Source organism: Lysinibacillus sp. UBA5990, from assembly GCF_002429815.1.
GTDB lineage: Bacteria > Bacillota > Bacilli > Bacillales_A > Planococcaceae > Lysinibacillus > Lysinibacillus fusiformis.
This window is the reverse complement of sequence record NZ_DJAY01000011.1, coordinates 556,466-576,136: the sequence shown is the minus strand read 5'-3', so window position 1 is coordinate 576,136 and position 19,671 is coordinate 556,466. Positions and strand designations below refer to the sequence as shown.

Genomic DNA, 19,671 nt, shown 5'->3' with positions numbered 1-19,671 from the left:
CCAATCTATGACCACCGCCACAAAATATTGATTCTGTATGTATTATTTAATAGATTATTTGTTGGTAAACTTAATTCAGATGATGTTGTTTGCATTTGAATCCCCTCCTTCCACAAACCATCTAAGGGAAATTATAGAAAAAAATTCATAAAAAAACCGCCCACTAAGAAAGTGAACGGTTTGTCAATTTTAAGCTTTTTGATAACGTAGTACAGGTGTACGAGCAGCACGTGTTTCGTCTAAGCGGGATACAACTGTAGTATGTGGTGCTTCTTGAACGATGGATGGATTTTCTTCTGCTTCTTTCGCAATTTGAATCATCACATCGCAGAATGCGTCTAATGTTTCTTTAGATTCTGTTTCTGTTGGCTCAATCATCAACGCCTCTTCCACATTTAATGGGAAGTACGTTGTTGGTGGATGGTAGCCAAAGTCTAACAGACGCTTTGCGATATCTAGTGTCCGAACACCCAATTTCTTTTGGCGATGACCAGATAAAACAAATTCATGTTTACAGTGACGGTTATATGGAAGATCGTAGAATGGCTCTAAACGACGCATCATATAGTTGGCGTTTAATACAGCATATTCTGTAACAGCTTTTAGGCCATCTGGACCCATTGTACGGATATACGTATATGCACGTACATTGATACCAAAGTTACCATAGTATGGTTTTACACGTCCGATAGATTGTGGACGGTTGTAATCGAAATGGTATGCGCCTTCTTCTGTTCTTACAAGTACTGGTTTTGGTAGGTACGGGATTAAATCTGCTTTTACACCTACTGGACCTGAACCTGGACCACCACCACCGTGCGGACCTGTAAATGTTTTATGCAGATTCAAATGCACACAGTCAAAGCCCATATCGCCAGGACGTGCTTTACTCATAACGGCATTTAAGTTTGCACCATCATAGTACACTTTACCGCCAACAGAGTGGATAAGCTCTGCCATTTCGATGATGTTTTCTTCAAATAAACCAAGTGTATTCGGGTTTGTTAACATTAAGGCTGCAGTGTCAGGACCTACTACTTTGCGAAGGTCTTCAATATCAACTAAGCCAGTTTCATCTGATTTAACTGTAATTGTTTCAAAGCCTGCTACTGTTGCTGAAGCTGGGTTAGTTCCGTGAGCAGAGTCAGGAACGATAACTTTGTTACGGTGACCTTCTCCATTTGCTTCATGGAAAGCACGGATCATCATTAATGCTGTCCACTCTCCATGTGCCCCTGCTGCTGGCTGTAATGTCACTTCATCCATACCAGTAATTTCTACTAATGACGTTTGTAGATCATAAAGAAGTTCCATGGCACCTTGTGCTGTTGACTCATCTTGTAGTGGGTGCACATTGGCAAAGCCAGAAAGACGAGCAACCGCTTCATTAATTTTTGGATTATATTTCATCGTACAAGAGCCAAGTGGGTAGAAGCCAGAGTCTACACCATGATTTCTACGAGAAAGTGCTGTGTAATGACGCATGATATCAAGCTCAGATACTTCAGGTAATTCTGCGGCCTCTGTACGTACTAGATTAGCAGGTAATATATCTGTTAGATCTACTTCAGGTACATCAAGCGCTTCTAAGCTATAGCCAACGCGACCTTCTTTTGAAATTTCAAAAATGAGTGTTTGATTTTCGTTATGCATGAAGAGCCCCCATTTCTGCAACTAGTGCATCAATTTCTTCTTTTGTGCGTAATTCAGTTACGGCAATTAGCACATGATTTTTAAGAGAGTCATAATTTTGACCTAAAGGATATCCACCGATAATACCTTTTTCAATTAAGCCTTTATTAATTTCCTTCACACATTTATTAGTTTTCACTACGATTTCATTAAAATGTGCACCTTGGAATGCTACTGTAAAGCCTGCTGCTTCAAAGGCATTTTTTGCATAACGTGTTTTCGCAATATTTTGTGTAGCCATATCGCGAATACCTTGTTTCCCTAGAGCTGTCATTGCTACAGAAGCTGCAAGTGCAAGAAGCGCTTGGTTCGAACAGATGTTAGAAGTTGCTTTATCGCGACGGATATGTTGTTCACGCGCTTGTAGTGTTAATACATAACCACGACGTCCTTCACCATCTACTGTTTCACCAACAAGACGTCCTGGCACCTTACGCATTAATTTAGTTGTCACTGCAAAGAAACCACAGTGTGGACCACCAAATGCTTCAGAGATACCGAAAACTTGTGCATCACCTACACAAATATCAGCACCTAGTTTGCCTGGGGGAGTTAAAATACCTAGGGCAAGTGGGTTAGACGATACTACGAATAAGCTTTTTGCTTCATGCGCAATATCACCAATTACTTGAATATCCTCAACTTGGCCAAAGAAGTTTGGATATTGAGCAATAACTGCTGCTGTATTGTCGTCAATTAGCTCTTTTAAAGCTGCAATATCAGTCACACCATCTTTATGTGGAATTGTAATGATATCAATAGATTGACCATAGGCATATGTAGCCACAACATCACGATATTCTGGGTGTACCGTTTCAGAAACTAAAATTTTCTTACGACGTGTATGTCCAGCAGCCAACATTCCCGCTTCGGCCAATGCTGTACCACCGTCATACATAGAAGAGTTGGCAAGATCCATACCAGTAAGCTCTGCAATCATAGTTTGGAATTCAAAAATAGCTTGAAGCTCACCTTGTGAAATTTCAGGTTGATATGGTGTATAAGCTGTATAAAACTCTGAGCGAGAAATAACATGGTCCACGATCACTGGCTTGTAGTGATTATAAACGCCGGCACCTAAAAACGATACATTCGCATTTGTATCTTTATTTTTAGCAGCAAGTGCCGTTAACTCTTTTAATAAAGCAGATTCCGATTTTGCTGCCTTGATGTCATAAAGGCCTTTAAAACGTACTTTCTCTGGAATATCCTCGAATAATTCATCAACTGAGGATACACCGATTACGTCTAACATTTCTTTTTGATCTTGCTCCGTCATTGGTAAATAACGATGTTTCATAAATGTAGGTCCCTCTTTTCAACTATTATTTTGAACGCTTGTAAAACGGTGTTTCAACTGTAATTACTTTTAGTTGCTTACCACGGATTTCAATTTCTAATTCATTTCCGATTGTTGCGAATTGACTGTCAATTAACGCGTGACCAACATTACGTTTTGAGGAAGGAAGCTGTGTTCCTGTTGTAACTTCACCAATTTCCTTACCATCTTTAAACACTTTATAGCCATGGCGTGGAATCCCTTTATCGATCATTTCAATGCCGACTAGTTTGCGTGGAAGACCATTTTCCTTCTGAGCTACTAATGCATCATGACCAATAAAATCTTCTTTATTTAATTTCACAGCAAAGCCGATACCTGCTTCAAGAGGAGAAATCGTTGCTGATAATTCTTGACCGTAAAGTGGCAGACCTGCTTCAAAACGTAGAGTATCACGACATCCTAGACCTGCAGGAACAACACCTTTGTCTTGACCAGCATCTAAAATTTTACCCCATAGCGCTTTAATATCTTCTGGTGCTCCATATAATTCGAAGCCATCTTCTCCTGTGTATCCACTACGAGAAACTAATACTTTATGTCCTGCGACTTCTACATTTTCTTGGAATCGGAAAAATTTAATTGCACTTACATCAGTGGAAGTTAGGGATTGAAGAACTTCCTCTGCTAAAGGTCCTTGTAGGGCAATTTGTGCATAGGCTTCAGATTGATTTTCAATGGTCACATTATATTGATGTTGATTTTCCAGCATCCAATCATAGTCTTTTGCGATATTTGCTGCATTCACGCATAATAAATAATGTTCATCAGCTAACTTATATGTTAGTAAATCATCGACAACACCGCCGTCCTCATAGCACATTGCTGTATATTGTGCCTGGCCAGTAGCTATTCTTGAAACATCATTGGATAAAAGATTTTGTAAAAAATTTAATGCATCGGGACCTGTTACTAAAATTTCACCCATATGGGATACATCAAATAATCCCGCACGATTACGTACTGCATCATGTTCATCTTTAATAGAAGAGAATTGAACTGGTAATTCCCATCCACCGAAGTCAACCGTCTTAGCACCATATTTCGCATATTCTTCAAATAGAGGTGTACGTTTTAATTCATTCGTCATTCTTTTTTGCCCCCTTTATTGTTAGTTACATTTTTACTGGTAGTAGTTCGTCTGCTTTTTGTATGGGTACAGTCATGACTTAGCAAAGTAGAAGCTTCAAGGAGTACCTAAAGACATAAAAAAAGACAGACGAACCCCTTTTCGGGATTCTCTGTCCTTGCACCTGAAAGTTACACCAGACTAACTCGCATGATTGATAATGCCAATTAGTCGGCTTTCCCCTTTGGTGGCTGCTATTGTTATACTACAGCTCTCTCCAGAGTTGCGTCTTATACGAGTCCTTTTACCTGAGAGATTCATAGCCATTGCTACTTGCTCCTTCGGTGGCGTTTAATTACGCTCTCTCCCCGTACAATCATCCGCCCAAGATACATCTTGGTACTATTTAGTATTCAATGAACATTTAGTTACTTATTTGTCTATATCCTAACATTAAATGCATTGAAAAGGCAATCATTTTTTAAAAGATAACAAAACACGAACATTAATAAGTCATATATCTTTTATCGTTCGTTTTTAAGCCTTTTTACTTGGAACACTAAATACTCTAAAATTTGACGAATGGTTCTGCCCTCTGTCAAGACCTGAATATGCCCTGCATCACGATAAAACTTCCTCCTGTAATGATACAGACTTTCTAGCTCCTCTTTTGTCGAGCTTTGTACGATTGGTCTGTTAGGATCATGCTGAACTCGTTTATAAATATCCTCAAACGAAGCATCTAAAAAAAATACTAAGCCACTGCGCCTCATAATTTTTCGATTTTCAGCATTAATCGCAACTCCACCGCCCGTAGAAATAATACAAGCCTCATCGCGGAAACTTTTCAAAAATTCTGTTTCTATTTTTCGAAAATGGGCCTCTCCGTACTTTTCAAAAATCTGCGGGATGGACATTCCTTGCTGTCTCACTATTTCATGATCCATATCATAATATGGCATCTTTAATAAAAAGCTTAAACGTCTTCCTAAAGCACTCTTTCCACTACCCATAAAACCAACTAAATATATTTTTCGCAATTCGAATCACCTTCTTATAACTACGATTCTACACTGTCTGACAAAATTTGTCCCAATAAATTTATCGTAGCTTGAACATTCAATTTTTCGAGCCCATCATATGTTTGAAATTGCATTTCATATGACATACAATACGCAAGAAGAAAAGTAGTTACAAGAAATAATAATGCAATTGCGATTAAAAAAATAGCCCCACTGTCATTTTTCAATAATTGGCACATAGAAGGTTCGCTCCTTTTGCATACCACTAGGCATTTCCACCGCTACCGTCAGCATATTTTCGCTATAGGTAAAGTGACATTTATTAATGCCAATTAGCATGGGAACATGTCCTCCATTTACTTGTTCACGAATGATGTTACGATAGCAATCAATATAATGGACAGATTCCGTGGTCTGGAAAGTGATTCTATTGTGATTATCCCGCACGGAGAACGTTAAAATATCCTTTAGCCCTTTATTTAAATCATACACAAACAGCTCCCATTTCGACTGTTCATCCGTTTGCATAGTTGAGGTCATTTCAGCATACCACAGCATAATTAGGACAAAAAGGTGAGAAATAAGCACAAACACAATTAATTGAAACATTGCTTCTAGTAAGGTATAGCCCTTTTCATTATTCATTGACATTACCTGTAAGGGAAATACATTTTTGGCGTTGCTTGAGTATATTGTGAAAACGAACACAAATCTCTCCACCATAAAACACCCATTGATACTCAACCTGTTCAATAATTCTTGTGCCTTCAGTTTGTTGTATAGCTTGAAATAGTTTCAAGCCCTCGTACGCTGTTTCAGCTGCAATCATTTCCATTTTTTTATTCGTAAGGTTCGTTTTCATCGTATAGGTAATGGGCAATAAGGAGCTACAAAGTAACATCAAGATGCCCATAGCCAAAATCGTTTCAACAAAAGAATAACCAGACTCATTCAATTCTCGCTCTCCCTCGCCCTAATGTAATGATTACCTTTTTCTTTCCGTGTGGCGTTTGAAACGTTAGGGTGCCAGTTGACCTGACATTGCCATTAACATTATAAACAATAGTATAAATAGAGCTCTCATCAGGCGAAAATTCGACTCCTTTAGGGAATGGCCGTTCATATAGATTGGAAAAAACATCTTTTTGAATAACGTAGCGCCTTGTAGAGCTTTCAAATTTCATCGCGATATATTGTCGCTTGTTCATGCTATAGGTTTGAATATACTGAATATCTAGTTGAATTTGAGTAAAAAAACGCTCTAATTCCTTTGACTCCGCTAATTTTAAAGTGAATTTGCTAACAATAGCTGTTAGACTCATAACAAGAAATAAAACAATCAGCATTTCGAGGATCGTAAAGCCCAACTCATTTTTTCGCTCTCTCATTAGCCATTCGTACCTGCACCTACATTTGCTAAGCGTACCTCTCCCTCAGTCGTAATAACTATTTCTTCTTTATTAGGACAAGTTGTTTCATTTTCTTTTAAATATCCTTCTTTCACTAAATCCTCCAGAGTTGGATATGCCATAAGATCCACTCTATAGGCTTCTACTTGCCCCTGTACCATATTAATATACGCAGCACAGCCCTTCTCATCAATCGTAGCAAAGTGCTTTGTAACATTTGGAATTGTGATTAAAATAAGAATTGAAATGATTAACAAAACAATGAGCATTTCGATTAAAGTAAAGCCATTTTGTTGTTTGATTTGTTTCATCTTGCTCCTCCTAAACTAAATCAATCATATGATAAATTGGTAATAGTAAACTGACATAGGCCGCTAAAATACATATAGCAATAACAATAAAGAAGCTTGGTTGGATGAAGGCGAGCACCTTTTGCAATAGTTGCTCCTGTTTTTCCATTAATAATTCGCTATACAATGTAAGTTCCTTCCCTAAATAGCCACTCTGTTCTCCATGTTCTACAAAACTAGCAAAATCCTTGTGAAAAATAGACATAATTTGTACTGCTTGCGTCAATGACTCTCCAAAGATTACCCTTTCTTTAATTCGACGTGACAGATGCTGTAGAAAAGGTTGAAAGGATTGTTCCTCTAAAATTTGAAGACTAGCCTGCAATGAAAACCCACTCTGCAGTAAACTACCTAAATAAGCAGCAAATTGTCTTGTCCATGATAGTCGGATATAGATTTGAAAAAGTGGGATTTTTAATAATATTGATAGTCGCAGAGGAATGGGTTGGCGTTTAAGATAGAAGTGTAAAATCAATAAACTGACTATTACAATCGAAGCTGTTACCATCACGAAATCGGGGACATGCAGTAAGATTTTAGATAGCGCCACGCTTGTCTTCCCACCTTCAATCGAGCGACTTGATACCATTTGTTCAATATTAGGTAAGAAAATTGTTCGGAATATAAAGAATAGCAACAATAAAAATAAAATTAGTATGACAGGATAAACAAGCAATTTAATTAACTTTTTCTTCGTCTTCTCACTGACAATCATTTGCTTTGCCATACCTTTTAATCCTTCAAGCATATGTCCGTTGTTTTCTGCCACTTTGATCGCTACTAAATGATGTTTAGCCAGCTGCAATGTTTCCAAAATACTTGTTACGCCTTCTCCTTGTCTAAGTTTTTCATCAATTTGTTGCTGAATTTCCTCATGACCATCTATATGATGAGGTAGTAGCATGGAGATAGCCTGTGGAAATAGGTAGCCCTCCTGCATTAATACAGATAAACGTTGAATAAATTGCGCTTGCTCCTTTACACGCCATTTGGTAGCTCTGTTGTAATATAATTGGAAGTTATCGATGTATGTTTGTAACTGCATAATGGCTCTCCACTAATTCTTTTTGTCCCTTTAAGGTTAATTCGTATGGTAGATGAAAATTCCCCTTATTTAAAATAGCGGTAATAGCCTGATTTAGATGAACATCCGATAAAATTTCATACAACGCACGTCGATCATCCTGTAAGGCTGATGAATGAAAAAGGACTTGGGCAACAATACCAATGACAGTTTGCCGAAGCTCATCTATCGACACCCCTAAGTCCATTAAACGGTAAAGACAGCTAAGAGAATCCTTAGCATGAATAGTTGAAACAACTAAATGGCCCGTCAAGCTCGCCTCTATGGCAATTTTCGCCGTTTCTTTATCTCGAATTTCTCCTATCATGATTACATCCGGTGAATGTCGCAAAATAGCTTTTAACCCCGTAGCGTATGTAACGCCTGCTCGTTCATTCACCTGAATTTGAAGTAAATTCGCTTGTTTATTTTCTACTGGATCTTCCAAGGAAATTACATGCCTATTTAATTCGGTAGAACAGTAATGGATTAAAGAATAGAGTGAAGTGGACTTACCAGAACCTGTCGCCCCTGTAAAAAACAAAAGGCCTTGTCGATTCTGTACAAGTTCCATTAATTTGTAGGCTGAGCTTTTAAAAAAACATAAGGAAGTTAGTGGAAAAGAATGATTTTGGATAAGTAAGCGGATAATGAGGCTTTCTTTTAAAAATACGGAAGGCAGTGTAGATACTCGAAAAGCATATGGCTGTTGTTCCATTGTCTTTTGGAATGAGCCGCTTTGAGGTTTACGACGCTCACTTATGTCTAATTGTGCCAGAAACTTATAATAGGAAATCATCCGTTCCGCAAGATCGTTTGGTAGTTCACCTGCATGAAGAAGTTTGTCATATTTCCGAAAATAGATCCGATAATTTATATTGCTTGGCACCAATAATAAATCAGTTGCACCAAAATGATAGGCTTTTAGTAAAAGTTGCTCACATTTTTGTTCAACAACTATTTCAAAATTCTGCATATATGCACCCCTCTTCTAGTTCATTCGAATATGACCGCGTATTCGTTATTTCCTAGTATAAATAGGATCTTCTTACGAAGAAAGCCCTTTTCTGAAAATAAAAATTTGTTATAAAATTTCCTATCATTCATGTTTTTTGCTATAAAAATGTGGATAAAGTGCAATTTCCCACTAAAATAGAAGATCAATACATGAAAAAATTAATATTTATGCCGAAATGAACTGTATCTTTTTCAATAATGGAATATAATAGAATGAACATGATTATTTTCCTAACACTTGGTAGACGAACATAATTTTATAAAAAACTAATGAGGTGAAGCATATGATCCATCCATTGAAAATTACCAGCACTTTAGCTGATGAAACAAGATACTCTATTTATGAGTACATATTGAAAGAGAAAAAAACAGTGACCGTCCAACATATTGCTGATCAGTTTGGCATCCATCCAAATGTCGCTCGACTTCATTTAACAAAGCTTTCAGAAATTAATATTATTTCCGCAGACTATGTGAAAACGGGCAAAGGTGGTCGACCTGGACGCGTGTATAAGGCTTCTGAGAAAGGCGTATCATTAACTTTTCCTAGACGTGACGAAGAGCGTTTACTGAAATGGACGATTCAATTAGTGGAAGAGCTTGGACCATCTGTCTTAGAAAAATGTCAGGAAATTAGCTATCAAGATGGCTATCAGCAAATGAAACAAAATATAAACGCTGAATTGACAATCAATAATTCCCTTTCCTTCGACGAGAAGCTTCAACTATTAACTGACAATGCCGCATTAATCGGCTATGTTCCACAAATTCAACAAACAGAGCGTGGTAAAAAGGTTATATTCTCCATTTTTAATTGTCCATTCCAAGAGCAACTTACAACACATTCGGATATTGTCTGCTCATTACATGAATCCTATTTAAAAGGGCAGCTAGATGCGTTATATTCAAACAATGAATTTGTGCAAATTGAGAGTATGATACATAATTGCGATTTATGTAAATATGAAATAAACGTGACAGAAATCGATAGCTAGTTAAAAAATCCATTTGTTTGTCACAAAGACTGAGAAGTTCCAGTTTACAGACACCTTTCCTATCATTTATAATGAGTAAGAGATTATTGTGTCGTGGGCAAAAGGAGGGGAAATTTCATGGATAATATGTATAAAGTTATGGCATTCTGGACAGGTATTTTTGCCGTTATGTTCTACCTTGGTGGTATGAACGAGGTATCGCTATTATTCTTAGGTAATACAGGTTTATTCTTATTATTAGGCTTCTTAAACCTTTCAGAACGTATGTACATGTACATTTTCGGAGCATATTTAACTGTATTCTTCGCTGGCTTCACGTACTATACAACATTCATTCACGTACCTGGTGGCGGTCATTAATACAACTAAAAAAGCGTATCTCATTAACGAGATACGCTTTTTTTTACGCATGGTATTTTAAAATCCATTTAAAAACGGGTTTGTTTCCATCTCTGCACTGACAGTTGTATAATTTCCATGACCCGGATATATGATTGTATCCTCAGGTAATGATAATAATTTGTCATGAATAGATGCTAATAATATTTTGGTGGACCCACCAATTAAATCTGTCCGTCCTACACCCTGTTCAAATAATGTGTCTCCCACAATCGCAAAGCCGTCATTTTCAAATACATAAGAAATGCTACCAGGTGAATGTCCTGGTGTAAATACAGCTTGAAACACAAAGTTGCTCATTTCAAATTGTTGCTCTTTTTTAATGATAGTGTCTTGATTTGGTGCAGCTACCCTATAATCTGGTAATGCAGCATATTTACTAGAGCCATTCTTTTCTGGATCTCCTAGCCAGCTAACCTCTTTTTCATGAATCCACACAGGTACATTAAATGTTTCCCTTACGGCATCCACCGCACCAATATGGTCAAAATGTGCATGCGTTAAAAAAATGGCTAACGGTTTTAAACCATTGCTTCGAATTGTTTTAATAAGACGCTCCGCTTCTTCGCCTGGATCAAACACGATACATTCCTTGTCTTTATTCGATACGATATAGCAATTCGTTTGGACTGGACCAAGAGAAAAACTACGTACGTTCATCATAGATATCACCTCATTTTTCTATTATACAGGCTTTGCCACAATTTGACGATAAATGTTCATAGTTTGCGCTATAATAGTTCTCGACAAAAACAGGTAGAACGATTACAATTAAGGAGGAATATTGTTTACGACATTCATTTTCTGATGTCGAAAGGAGTGTCTATTTTTAATGAACTTATTAATGGTTATTTTTGGTCTAGTAGCGATTTTAGCTGTAGTTGGTACATTCCAAGCAATTAAAGAAAAGAACCTTTTAAGCGTTGTTTTCAACTTATTAAGTGCTGTCGTTTTTGGATGGTTTGTCATCATGACAATCGTTCATAGCGGGTATCCACCAAAATTACACTAAAATTTAGACAGAAAAAAGAGCAGTCTCTATTAGAGGTCGCTCTTTTTTTCTTGGACATCATCCCATTTTACTTATTTAATTTTAGAAATCTCTTCTTACCAATTTGCAGGACATCCTCATTCATTAATACTTGAGATAGATCATCCACAGCAATTTTTTCTCCATTCAATGAAACCCCATTTTGTTTAATAAGCCTTAAAAAATCACTTTTACTCTGAATAAATTGGATAGAAATTAATTGTGGAATGATATCCTCTATTCTTTCTTTATCAATTTCAAGTAGCAATACAGGAATATTATCAGGAATAACTTTCTTTTGGAAAGCAGCTTCAAAATAAGATTTTGCATCCATCGTAGCAGCATGACCATGATATAAAGCTGTCACTATTTCTGCTAATTGTAATTTTAAATCACGTGGATTCTCTCCATTTTGCAGCCTTTCTTGAATGGCTTGCACTTGAAGTGGATGCTCATCTGTCGCTAATTCAAAATATTTAATAATGAGCGAATCTGGTATTTCCATAATTTTTTTAAACATAACTTCAGGTGCTTCATTGACACCAATATAATTCCCCAAGCTTTTACTCATTTTTTCAATGCCATCTAATCCTTCAAGTAATGGCATAAAAATAGCAATTTGTTTTTTTAGCCCTCGATGCCTTTGTAAGGTGCGTCCCATGAGAATATTAAACGTTTGATCGGTCCCCCCTAATTCGATGTCAGCTTTTAATTCTACAGAATCATACGCCTGCATGAGGGGGTAGAAAAATTCATGTATGCCAATTGGAATTTGGTGGTGGTACCGCTTTTGGAAGTCTTCACGCTCCAAAATACGGGCAACAGATGTAGTGGCTGCCAGCTGGATGACTTCTTCAAACGTTAATTTCGCTAACCACTCACTATTGAAACGGACAATCGTTTTCTCTTCATCTAACACTTTAAAAATTTGCTCACAATACGTTTTGGCATTTTCCTTCACCATTTCATCACTTAACGCTACACGTCCCTTAGACTTTCCGGTAGGATCACCAATACGGCCCGTAAAATCGCCAATAACAATGACTGCATGATGTCCTAAATCTTGCAGCTGTTTAATTTTTCGCAACACGACTGCATGCCCTAAATGAATATCTGGTGCGGATGGATCGAGCCCCAATTTAATTGTTAAGGGTTTTTGCTCTTGAAATGAGTGCTCCAATTTTTTTAGTAACTCGAGTTCATCAACAATTTTGTCTGCACCCTTTTTAATAATAGCTAACTGCTCCTTTGGTGTTAAAAACATACAAAACATCTCCTTGTAATATTAAAAAGTTAATATTGCAAGATCTATAAGAGTTTCTGACAGAACTGCTGTCGCCCCTAATTTGGCAATAAGAACGTCCAGATGCAAAAAACGCCCTTAGGATTAAATCCTAAGGACGTTAATGAACGTGGTACCACCTTTTTTCGAGAGCTACTCAAATAGCACTCCTCCATTAGTACAGCCGCAGCGATACTATTGCAATGATTACGGATGCAAACCCGTCGTAGCCTACTAAAATTTCGGTACGCAGCTCCAAGATGTATTCACTTTAATATTCCTCGCGCCTCTCAGCTACCGGCTACTCTCTGTCAGTTTTATTAAAGCTACTTGTTCTTTTCCATGCCTTTAACTCTTATACTCCGAAATGTGAAAAACAAATCTTCGTTATGCAGATATTTACACTAATTATAATCACTTCAACAAATTTGTCAATTGTGCAAAGTAAAAGAGAGATCTCATGGCGAGATCTCTCTTTGTTTACTTAACGGATTCTTGTTTTAAATTACCTGTCTTTTCATCATAGAAACGAAGAAGGTCTCCATTGATGATGGCGTCAGAATTTTCAAGTTCCATAGTTGCACGATCAGCGTATGGCTGACATGGCTCCACTTCTATTTCTTCACCTGTTGATTTATCATAACAAGCTTCTCCCGCATACACATATTTATCTGTGATAAAGCGTCCGTCACGGAACACTACAAAGTTTTCATGTTCTGGAGAGAATAAATCCGCACCCATCTGCATATCTTTTGACGTTTCAATGCCAAGCAGGTGTAAAATTGTTGGACGTAAATCCATTTGTCCAGCCATCTCAGTCATCTCTTTACCATCGTTAGATCCTGGGATATGGATGAATAAAGGTACTTCCTGTAACAATGCATTATCAAATGGTGTTATTTGTTCTTTTCCTAAATATTGTGCCATTGCTTTATTATGGTTTTCTGAAATACCGTAGTGGTCACCATACATAACAATAATAGAATTATCATAAACACCTTGATCTTTCAATTGTTGGAAGAAATCTTTTAAGGCTTCATCCATATAGCGTACTGTTTGGAAGTAGCGATTTAATGTTCCTGAGTTTGAGTCATATTCAGGAATCATAATATCTTCCGGATCCAATGTAAATGGATAGTGGTTCGTTAACGTAATAAGTCTTGAGTAGAATGGTTGTGGCATATCTTTCATTAATGCTGCAGATTGCTCTAAGAATGGAGTATCTTTCATTCCCCAGTTCACAGCTTGCCCTTCTTCTACTGTATAAGAATCGATATCGTAGAACTTATTGATTTTTAAAGATTGATACATGATGTCACGGTTCCAGAATGATTTATTATTTGGGTGCATGACATTTGTAAAGTATCCATTTTCCCCAAGGCGTTCTGCCATTGAGTTATACGTATTTCCACCATGCGTAAAGAATACTGCTCCACGTCCTAAACCAAACAATGAATTTTCTACGATAAACTCAGAGTCAGATGTTTTTCCTAAACCTGTTTGGTGATAGAAGTTACTGAAATAATACGTATCTTTATCTTTTGTTAAAGAGTTTAAGAATGGCGTAACTTCATGACCATTCATGTCATTGTTAATGACAAAGTTTTGTAAAGACTCCATAGACACAACAATTAAGTTGCGACCTTTATATTTTCCAAACATTTCTGGGTTAACTGCTGCCTGATTAGAGCGAACATAGTTGTTTACTTCAACTAATTCACTACCGTCCGCTAACGCACGTTGGGCAGATGATTTTGTTTGAATATAAATATCATACAAATGGTAATTGTACGTACCAATGTTTTTTACAAGTAATTCACGGTCAAAACTACGTGTTAATAATTGTGGACGCTCTGTTTCAGCTAAACCTAAGTTTAAGAATGACATAGCGATTGCCAGCACAAAAAATGCACGGCGGAATTCCACATTAACTTTAAACGAATTTTTCATTTTTGGTATAAATTTATTCGCTAAGATTAAAATAAGTACATCAACAAAATACAAGACATCCCATGGCTCTATTATTGCTGCTACTGAAGTTCCTAAGTCACTAAAATTACTTGTTTGGAATAATACAGGTAGGGTAATAAAGTCATTATAGAAACGATAGAACGCTACATTTCCATATAGGACTATTGATAAAATAATGCTGACTGTAATTAAATAACGATTTCTAGCTTTTGCTGATTTAAAGAAAAGTGCTAAACCATACGTAAATAGCAAGAAACTTAATGGGTTAATAAACAAAATAAATTGTTGCATTGCATTTTCAATTTTCATCTCAAAGCTCGTGTGGTAAACAATGACCGTTTTGATCCAAGTTGCTATAATTGCTAGTATCATAAATGAATGTTTAGGCCACTTTATTGATCTCATTCCTAACATCCTCCCTACTTCCTTACAAAAAAATAATAATTTTTACATTTTGTTACGGAAACAAAATATATCTTAATCCATTTTTTACAGATAATCAACACATATCTTTTGGAAATTTTACTCTCCTGGCTCGTATATGCACCAGATATCTATATATACGTTTTACATTGTAAAAAGTTTCGTAAAAACATAAAAACAGCGGAAACCCACTGTTTTTAAGAATATTACATACATTTTACAATACCACATTACATTATATTTCAAACATTACTTTTTATTCTCTTCCATACGAAGTCTTGTTGTTTCTTGTCGAATTAGTAATAATGCCATTTGGTAATCTTTTATGTCTAGTACATTCGCTTTATAGAGCTCTTTTATTTCATCCTCCATTAACATCAAATCGCCAATAGGGTCCCGTGTATAAATATAAGTACCATAAGTTTTCAAGAGTTCATAAATATCTAACATTTTATCCATTTTCGTTCGCTCCTCGATGTGCTAGACAGTCAATACGTTCTGTCGGTGTCACTATGATGTCTACAGGGCAATCATGTTCTTCAGTAGGAACACGATTAACGATCTGCTCGTCAAAAAGTAATGACATCAATTTACCCTTTTTATAGTTTAATATATAGCGATCATAATAACCACCGCCATACCCTATTCGATAGCCTAACCGATCAAAAACAACCCCAGGTACTAAGATGATATCCATCTCATTTGCGTCAACTAACTCACATCTTTCGGGAATAGGCTCACGCAAATGCATATATACTGTTTCAAGCTGAGCAAATGATTCAATGGCGTAAAATGTCATTTCTCTTGTTTTGGGGTGGCACTTTGGCACAGCGACCTTTTTCCCAAGCTGCCATAGTTCTTCAATTAAAAGAATTGTGTCGACTTCTGGCTGATTGGAAATGGTAATGCCGATAGTATTTGCTTCTATTATATATGGTTCCTGTTGCACCCTTTGCACTACAGCTTTAGATTGTCTGATATAAACTTCTTCATTCATTATCGCAAGTGTTTCTCGTACCTTGTTTCGTAATGTTGTTTTATCCATCAGGCTACCTCCTATATAGTAAAACCTTAATCATTCATAAAATGTAGAAAGCCAAAACCACTTGTGGTTTTGGCTTAATGAGCGATTACTTAGTTTCACGGTGAAGAGTGTATTTCTTCTCGCGAGAGCAATATTTTTTAAGTTCAAGACGCTCTGGATTGTTACGCTTGTTCTTTTTAGAAATGTAGTTACGTTCGCCGCAATCTGTGCAAGCTAAAGTAATGTTTACGCGCATCATTAACCCTCCCACTCTATATCAAGAATTTAAATTTGAGCATGATTTATACGACTAACCTATTATAACACAAAATGAAAAAAAATCTACCTTCATTTCATATTAAGTTTGCATATGGTAAAATATCTTATAATTACATACTACAACGAGGTGAAACTATTGGATTTATCCATCATACTAATGAGTTTCGGGATTCTTTTGATTATAGTATCGTTCTTTTTCAAAAATAGCTCGAAAAAAGTCGAGAAAGATGTCGAAGAATTATCTATCTCCATATTCCAAGAAACGAATAATTTAAAGCGCCGTTTAAAAATTGTAGAGGAAGAGCTACTATTAGAACCAGAGTTTCAAGTAAAATCAAAAACAACACCTAATCCTAGCGTACAAAATCCTAAAGTTCAACAAGTCATGCAAGCTGTCCAACAAGCAGCACAAGCTTCAAAAGTAGCGCCTAATCCATCACAAGCAAAGCCGATTCATCAAATTATCGTAAGTCAGGTGCTCGAATTGAATAAACAAGGACTTTCTGTAGGAGATATTAGTATCCGCTCAAATTTAACAGAAGAACAAGTTCGTCAAGTGATTGCAAATGGGGGTCGTTAATTTATGAACAAGTCTTCCATCCGCTCATTTGGCGTAGCCATTTTCCTAGTCGGTGCCATACTTGCTCTTGCAAGCCGCTTCGATGTGAACATTGGGCTCCCTGAAAAAGATTCTTCCAATCAGCAGCAAGTTGAAGAATTGCAAAATAAGCTCAATCAGGCCAATCAAGAAATTGCTGCGTTAAAAAAACAAGTTAAACAAGTACATACTACTGAAGAAACTACTGCTACTAATTCTTCAGAACCGTCTGTTAAAGAAGATACCAATGCGGATGATACAACAATGACATTGCAAATATATAGTGGGATTACACCATATATAGTGGCCCAAAAGCTAGAGGATGGTGGCATTATTTCTAACAGCGTAGAAATGGAGTTACTACTCGCAAACGCAAAATATGCACGAAGCTTGCAAATTGGGTCCTACGAAGTCAATTCTTCCATGTCTTTAGAGGAAATTGCGAAGTTAATTACAGGTAAAAAACAATAAAGAAAAGCTGTCGCCACATCCAAATTAAGGAGGCGACAGCCTTTTTATTTAAGCAATACTTTCAAAGAAGGCTTGCATCATCCTACTTCCTTCTTTTGTGCCGATTGATTCAGGATGAAATTGCAGACCGTAAAGAGGATATTTTTTGTGTTGGATAGCCATAATCTCCTCGTCATCACTCGCTGTTGCGATAATGTTAAAATCACTGTGTAATGAAGGTTCTTCAATAACTAGGGAATGATACCGCATTACTTGAATAACTCCATCTAAATGTGCAAATAAACCTGTTGGTTCATATTGTAGAGGTGACAGCTTGCCATGCATGATCATTTGTGCCTGCACGATGTTCGCCCCAAATGCGTATCCAATGGATTGATGCCCAAGGCAAATCCCTAATATAGGAAATTTTTGATATAGCTCCTTAATAACATTAACCGTGATACCTGCTTCGGCTGGTGTTCCAGGTCCGGGAGATAAAATAATAGCTTCTGGTGACATTTTTTGAATTTCTTCTATTGTAATAGCATCATTTCTCACGACTTTAACGTCTTTCCCAAGCATACTTATTTGTTGAAATAAATTGTAAGTAAAAGAATCATAATTATCAATTATTAAAATCATTTTTTCACCTCCAGTAGTGCTCGAGCTTTATTAAGTGTTTCTTCATATTCAGATAATGGGACCGAATCATGAACAATACCTGCTCCTGCCTGTACATGAGCTTTCTCATCTTTAATGATCATGGTACGAATAGCAAGGGCTAAATCCATATCGCCTGTCGTCGATATATATCCGACAGCTCCCGCATAGACGCCACGCTTTACAGGCTCTAATTCATTTATAAGCTGCATCGCACGAATCTTTGGTGCTCCTGACACTGTACCCGCAGGTAAGCAAGCACGAAGGACATCCAAAACATGGAGATCATCTCGGAGGTCCGCTAATACCTCCGACACAATATGCATAACATATTTATAGCGTTCAATATTCATGAATTTCTTCAGCTTTACAGAACCCACTTTTGCAATTCGGCCAAGATCATTGCGGCCTAAATCCACTAGCATACGATGTTCCGCCACTTCTTTTTCATCCTCCAATAGGGCATTTGCAATGGCTTCATCCTGCTCCATTGTTTCACCACGAGGCTTGGTGCCTGCGATTGGATTTGTCGTCACCTGCCGATTTTTAACCTTTACTAGGCTTTCTGGAGATGTTCCTAAAATAATATAGGATCCATAATCCATGTAGAACATATATGGAGAGGGATTGGATGTGCGTAATTGGCGATACAGCGCAAAAGGGGAGCCTGTAAACGAGGCTGAGAAGCGCTGTGATAGCACAATTTGGAAAATATCCCCTTTTAATATATGATGCTTTGCACACTCCACTAATGTGACAAATTGCTCCTTTGAAATCATTGGCTTAAAATCAAGACTATCTACCTTCACGGCATCAAATGTTGTCCCCATATAAAGCTGCTGCTCCATCGTTGAGATAGCTGCTTCCATTTCCTCTAAGGAACGCCCTTCTCTAAATAAATCTATTGAAGCCAATGTAATTTCCTGTGTCACATGATCAAATACAATAAATGTATCATAGAAAAAAACATGGACATCAGGCATGGCTAATTCATCCTGTAAATATTCTCCGATTTTTTCTGCATAAAAAGCTGTTTCATATCCAAAGAATCCAATGACGCCTCCAAAAAAGTGGAATGGATAAGTTTCTTCATGGAATGGCATCACTTTCTTTAAATAATCGAGCACATTCCCATTCGATTTTTCCTTTTCCTGCCCTTTAAGAAAGGTATACGCATCATTAGTTCCTTTTAATTCAGCCACTGGATCAACTGCAATAAAAGAATAACGTCCACTTTCCTCATGCTTGGCTGACGATTCGAACAACATTTTATGCTGTCCTCTCAATGATTGATAAACAGAAATAGGGGTCATCATATCTCCCTGTAATACTTTCATGGCATACATTCTAAGCTCAACTGTCATGCTCTTCTCTCCTTCTCTAAGCTCTGCTCTTCTACACCAAATACATATAAAAGGCCTTTCCATCACAAAAGGACGGAAAAGCCGTGGTGCCACCTTCATTGGTCTACTATGAAGACCCTCTCTAAGCCTTATAACGTAGGCATACGCTAATCCATACTGTCATTCAGGATTAGAGCTCCGAAGTCCATTCACCATTTATTTGTACTAGTTTCCACCAACCACTAGCTCTCTATGA

The 19,671-nt window shown here is 37.1% G+C and carries 23 protein-coding genes, 1 riboswitch and 2 other annotated features (1 of these 26 running past the window's edge); of the genes, 5 read left to right on the top strand and 18 right to left on the bottom strand.

The features are described from left to right. Positions 1–189: 189 nt before the first annotated feature. The 10 genes from gcvPB to comGA form a co-directional block, all read right to left on the bottom strand. The gene (gene gcvPB / locus B3D94_RS10320; protein ID WP_036221527.1) at positions 190–1,653 is read right to left on the bottom strand and encodes an aminomethyl-transferring glycine dehydrogenase subunit GcvPB; all 1,464 of its coding nucleotides are present in this window, start codon (positions 1,651–1,653) and stop codon (positions 190–192) included. After that, positions 1,646–2,992 carry an aminomethyl-transferring glycine dehydrogenase subunit GcvPA gene (gene gcvPA / locus B3D94_RS10315; RefSeq protein ID WP_069481949.1) on the bottom strand — a complete coding sequence of 449 codons (1,347 nt, stop codon included), beginning with the start codon at positions 2,990–2,992 and terminating at the stop codon, positions 1,646–1,648. The genes gcvPB and gcvPA overlap by 8 nt, the downstream gene beginning before the upstream one ends. Positions 2,993–3,017: 25 nt before the next feature. After that, on the bottom strand, positions 3,018–4,121 hold the full coding sequence (gene gcvT, locus B3D94_RS10310) for a glycine cleavage system aminomethyltransferase GcvT (protein ID WP_291757258.1): 1,104 nt from the start codon (positions 4,119–4,121) through the stop codon (positions 3,018–3,020). A 265-nt stretch (positions 4,122–4,386) separates the two neighbouring features. Continuing rightward, a riboswitch (glycine riboswitch) is annotated at positions 4,387–4,480 on the bottom strand. Positions 4,481–4,624: 144 nt separating this feature from the next. Continuing rightward, positions 4,625–5,140 carry a shikimate kinase gene (locus B3D94_RS10305; RefSeq protein WP_069481951.1) on the bottom strand — a complete coding sequence of 172 codons (516 nt, stop codon included), beginning with the start codon at positions 5,138–5,140 and terminating at the stop codon, positions 4,625–4,627. 198 nt (positions 5,141–5,338) lie between these two features. After that, positions 5,339–5,767: a competence type IV pilus minor pilin ComGF gene (gene comGF / locus B3D94_RS10300; protein WP_069481952.1), complete on the bottom strand. Its 429-nt coding sequence runs from the start codon at positions 5,765–5,767 to the stop codon at positions 5,339–5,341. Beyond that, complete coding sequence (locus tag B3D94_RS10295) at positions 5,760–6,077, bottom strand: hypothetical protein (protein ID WP_291757257.1); 318 nt, start codon at positions 6,075–6,077, stop codon at positions 5,760–5,762. The genes comGF and B3D94_RS10295 overlap by 8 nt, the downstream gene beginning before the upstream one ends. Beyond that, positions 6,070–6,510: a competence type IV pilus minor pilin ComGD gene (gene comGD, locus B3D94_RS10290; RefSeq protein WP_291757256.1), complete on the bottom strand. Its 441-nt coding sequence runs from the start codon at positions 6,508–6,510 to the stop codon at positions 6,070–6,072. Before comGD ends, B3D94_RS10295 begins: the two co-directional genes overlap by 8 nt. Continuing rightward, complete coding sequence (gene comGC, locus B3D94_RS10285; protein WP_069481955.1) at positions 6,510–6,842, bottom strand: competence type IV pilus major pilin ComGC; 333 nt, start codon at positions 6,840–6,842, stop codon at positions 6,510–6,512. The genes comGD and comGC overlap by 1 nt, the downstream gene beginning before the upstream one ends. Before the next feature lie 10 nt (positions 6,843–6,852). After that, complete coding sequence (comGB, locus tag B3D94_RS10280) at positions 6,853–7,926, bottom strand: competence type IV pilus assembly protein ComGB (protein ID WP_291757255.1); 1,074 nt, start codon at positions 7,924–7,926, stop codon at positions 6,853–6,855. Next, positions 7,901–8,920 (bottom strand): competence type IV pilus ATPase ComGA, encoded by a 1,020-nt coding sequence (gene comGA, locus B3D94_RS10275; protein ID WP_291757254.1) that lies wholly within the window; start codon positions 8,918–8,920, stop codon positions 7,901–7,903. The genes comGB and comGA overlap by 26 nt, the downstream gene beginning before the upstream one ends. A 325-nt stretch (positions 8,921–9,245) precedes the next feature. On the opposite strand from comGA, the gene B3D94_RS10270 reads away from it, so the two are divergent. Beyond that, a complete protein-coding gene (locus B3D94_RS10270; protein WP_069481958.1) occupies positions 9,246–9,956 on the top strand; it encodes a helix-turn-helix transcriptional regulator in 711 nt (236 codons plus the stop codon). A gap of 117 nt (positions 9,957–10,073) precedes the next feature. Next, a complete protein-coding gene (locus tag B3D94_RS10265; protein ID WP_004231035.1) occupies positions 10,074–10,316 on the top strand; it encodes a DUF2626 family protein in 243 nt (80 codons plus the stop codon). Positions 10,317–10,373: 57 nt separating this feature from the next. On the opposite strand, the gene B3D94_RS10260 is transcribed toward B3D94_RS10265, so the two are convergent. Beyond that, complete coding sequence (locus tag B3D94_RS10260; RefSeq protein WP_069481959.1) at positions 10,374–11,018, bottom strand: MBL fold metallo-hydrolase; 645 nt, start codon at positions 11,016–11,018, stop codon at positions 10,374–10,376. A gap of 169 nt (positions 11,019–11,187) precedes the next feature. On the opposite strand from B3D94_RS10260, the gene B3D94_RS10255 reads away from it, so the two are divergent. Further along, the gene (locus tag B3D94_RS10255) at positions 11,188–11,367 is read left to right on the top strand and encodes a DUF2759 domain-containing protein (protein ID WP_031416957.1); all 180 of its coding nucleotides are present in this window, start codon (positions 11,188–11,190) and stop codon (positions 11,365–11,367) included. 67 nt (positions 11,368–11,434) lie between these two features. On the opposite strand, the gene tyrS is transcribed toward B3D94_RS10255, so the two are convergent. The 5 genes from tyrS to rpmG all read right to left on the bottom strand — a co-directional run bounded on the left by tyrS (position 11,435) and on the right by rpmG (position 16,341). After that, positions 11,435–12,649, bottom strand: coding sequence for a tyrosine--tRNA ligase (gene tyrS / locus B3D94_RS10250; RefSeq protein ID WP_291757253.1), 1,215 nt, complete (start codon positions 12,647–12,649; stop codon positions 11,435–11,437). A 129-nt stretch (positions 12,650–12,778) separates the two neighbouring features. Then, positions 12,779–13,019 (bottom strand) — a binding site (T-box leader). A 128-nt stretch (positions 13,020–13,147) separates the two neighbouring features. Continuing rightward, entirely contained in the window at positions 13,148–15,043 is a 1,896-nt protein-coding gene (locus tag B3D94_RS10245; protein WP_069481961.1) for an LTA synthase family protein, read from the bottom strand. Positions 15,044–15,310: 267 nt separating this feature from the next. Continuing rightward, complete coding sequence (locus B3D94_RS10240; protein WP_036162123.1) at positions 15,311–15,520, bottom strand: YqgQ family protein; 210 nt, start codon at positions 15,518–15,520, stop codon at positions 15,311–15,313. Further along, positions 15,513–16,106: a 5-formyltetrahydrofolate cyclo-ligase gene (locus tag B3D94_RS10235; RefSeq protein WP_069481962.1), complete on the bottom strand. Its 594-nt coding sequence runs from the start codon at positions 16,104–16,106 to the stop codon at positions 15,513–15,515. The genes B3D94_RS10240 and B3D94_RS10235 overlap by 8 nt, the downstream gene beginning before the upstream one ends. An 85-nt stretch (positions 16,107–16,191) precedes the next feature. Continuing rightward, positions 16,192–16,341 carry a 50S ribosomal protein L33 gene (rpmG, locus tag B3D94_RS10230; protein ID WP_008408521.1) on the bottom strand — a complete coding sequence of 50 codons (150 nt, stop codon included), beginning with the start codon at positions 16,339–16,341 and terminating at the stop codon, positions 16,192–16,194. A 150-nt stretch (positions 16,342–16,491) separates the two neighbouring features. Here rpmG and B3D94_RS10225 point away from each other — a divergent pair, with 150 nt between their 5' ends. Together B3D94_RS10225 and B3D94_RS10220 are read left to right on the top strand one after the other, a co-directional pair. Beyond that, the gene (locus B3D94_RS10225; RefSeq protein WP_254664371.1) at positions 16,492–16,944 is read left to right on the top strand and encodes a hypothetical protein; all 453 of its coding nucleotides are present in this window, start codon (positions 16,492–16,494) and stop codon (positions 16,942–16,944) included. Positions 16,945–16,947: 3 nt separating this feature from the next. Further along, positions 16,948–17,433, top strand: a complete 486-nt coding sequence (locus tag B3D94_RS10220) for a hypothetical protein (protein WP_036127087.1) — start codon at positions 16,948–16,950, stop codon at positions 17,431–17,433. 48 nt (positions 17,434–17,481) lie between these two features. Here B3D94_RS10220 and B3D94_RS10215 read toward each other — a convergent pair whose 3' ends face one another. Continuing rightward, a complete protein-coding gene (locus B3D94_RS10215; protein ID WP_069481964.1) occupies positions 17,482–18,054 on the bottom strand; it encodes an anthranilate synthase component II in 573 nt (190 codons plus the stop codon). Then, positions 18,051–19,436: an anthranilate synthase component I gene (gene trpE, locus B3D94_RS10210; RefSeq protein ID WP_069481965.1), complete on the bottom strand. Its 1,386-nt coding sequence runs from the start codon at positions 19,434–19,436 to the stop codon at positions 18,051–18,053. Before trpE ends, B3D94_RS10215 begins: the two co-directional genes overlap by 4 nt. Before the next feature lie 65 nt (positions 19,437–19,501). Then, positions 19,502–19,671: a binding site (T-box leader), on the bottom strand (it continues 39 nt past the right edge of the window).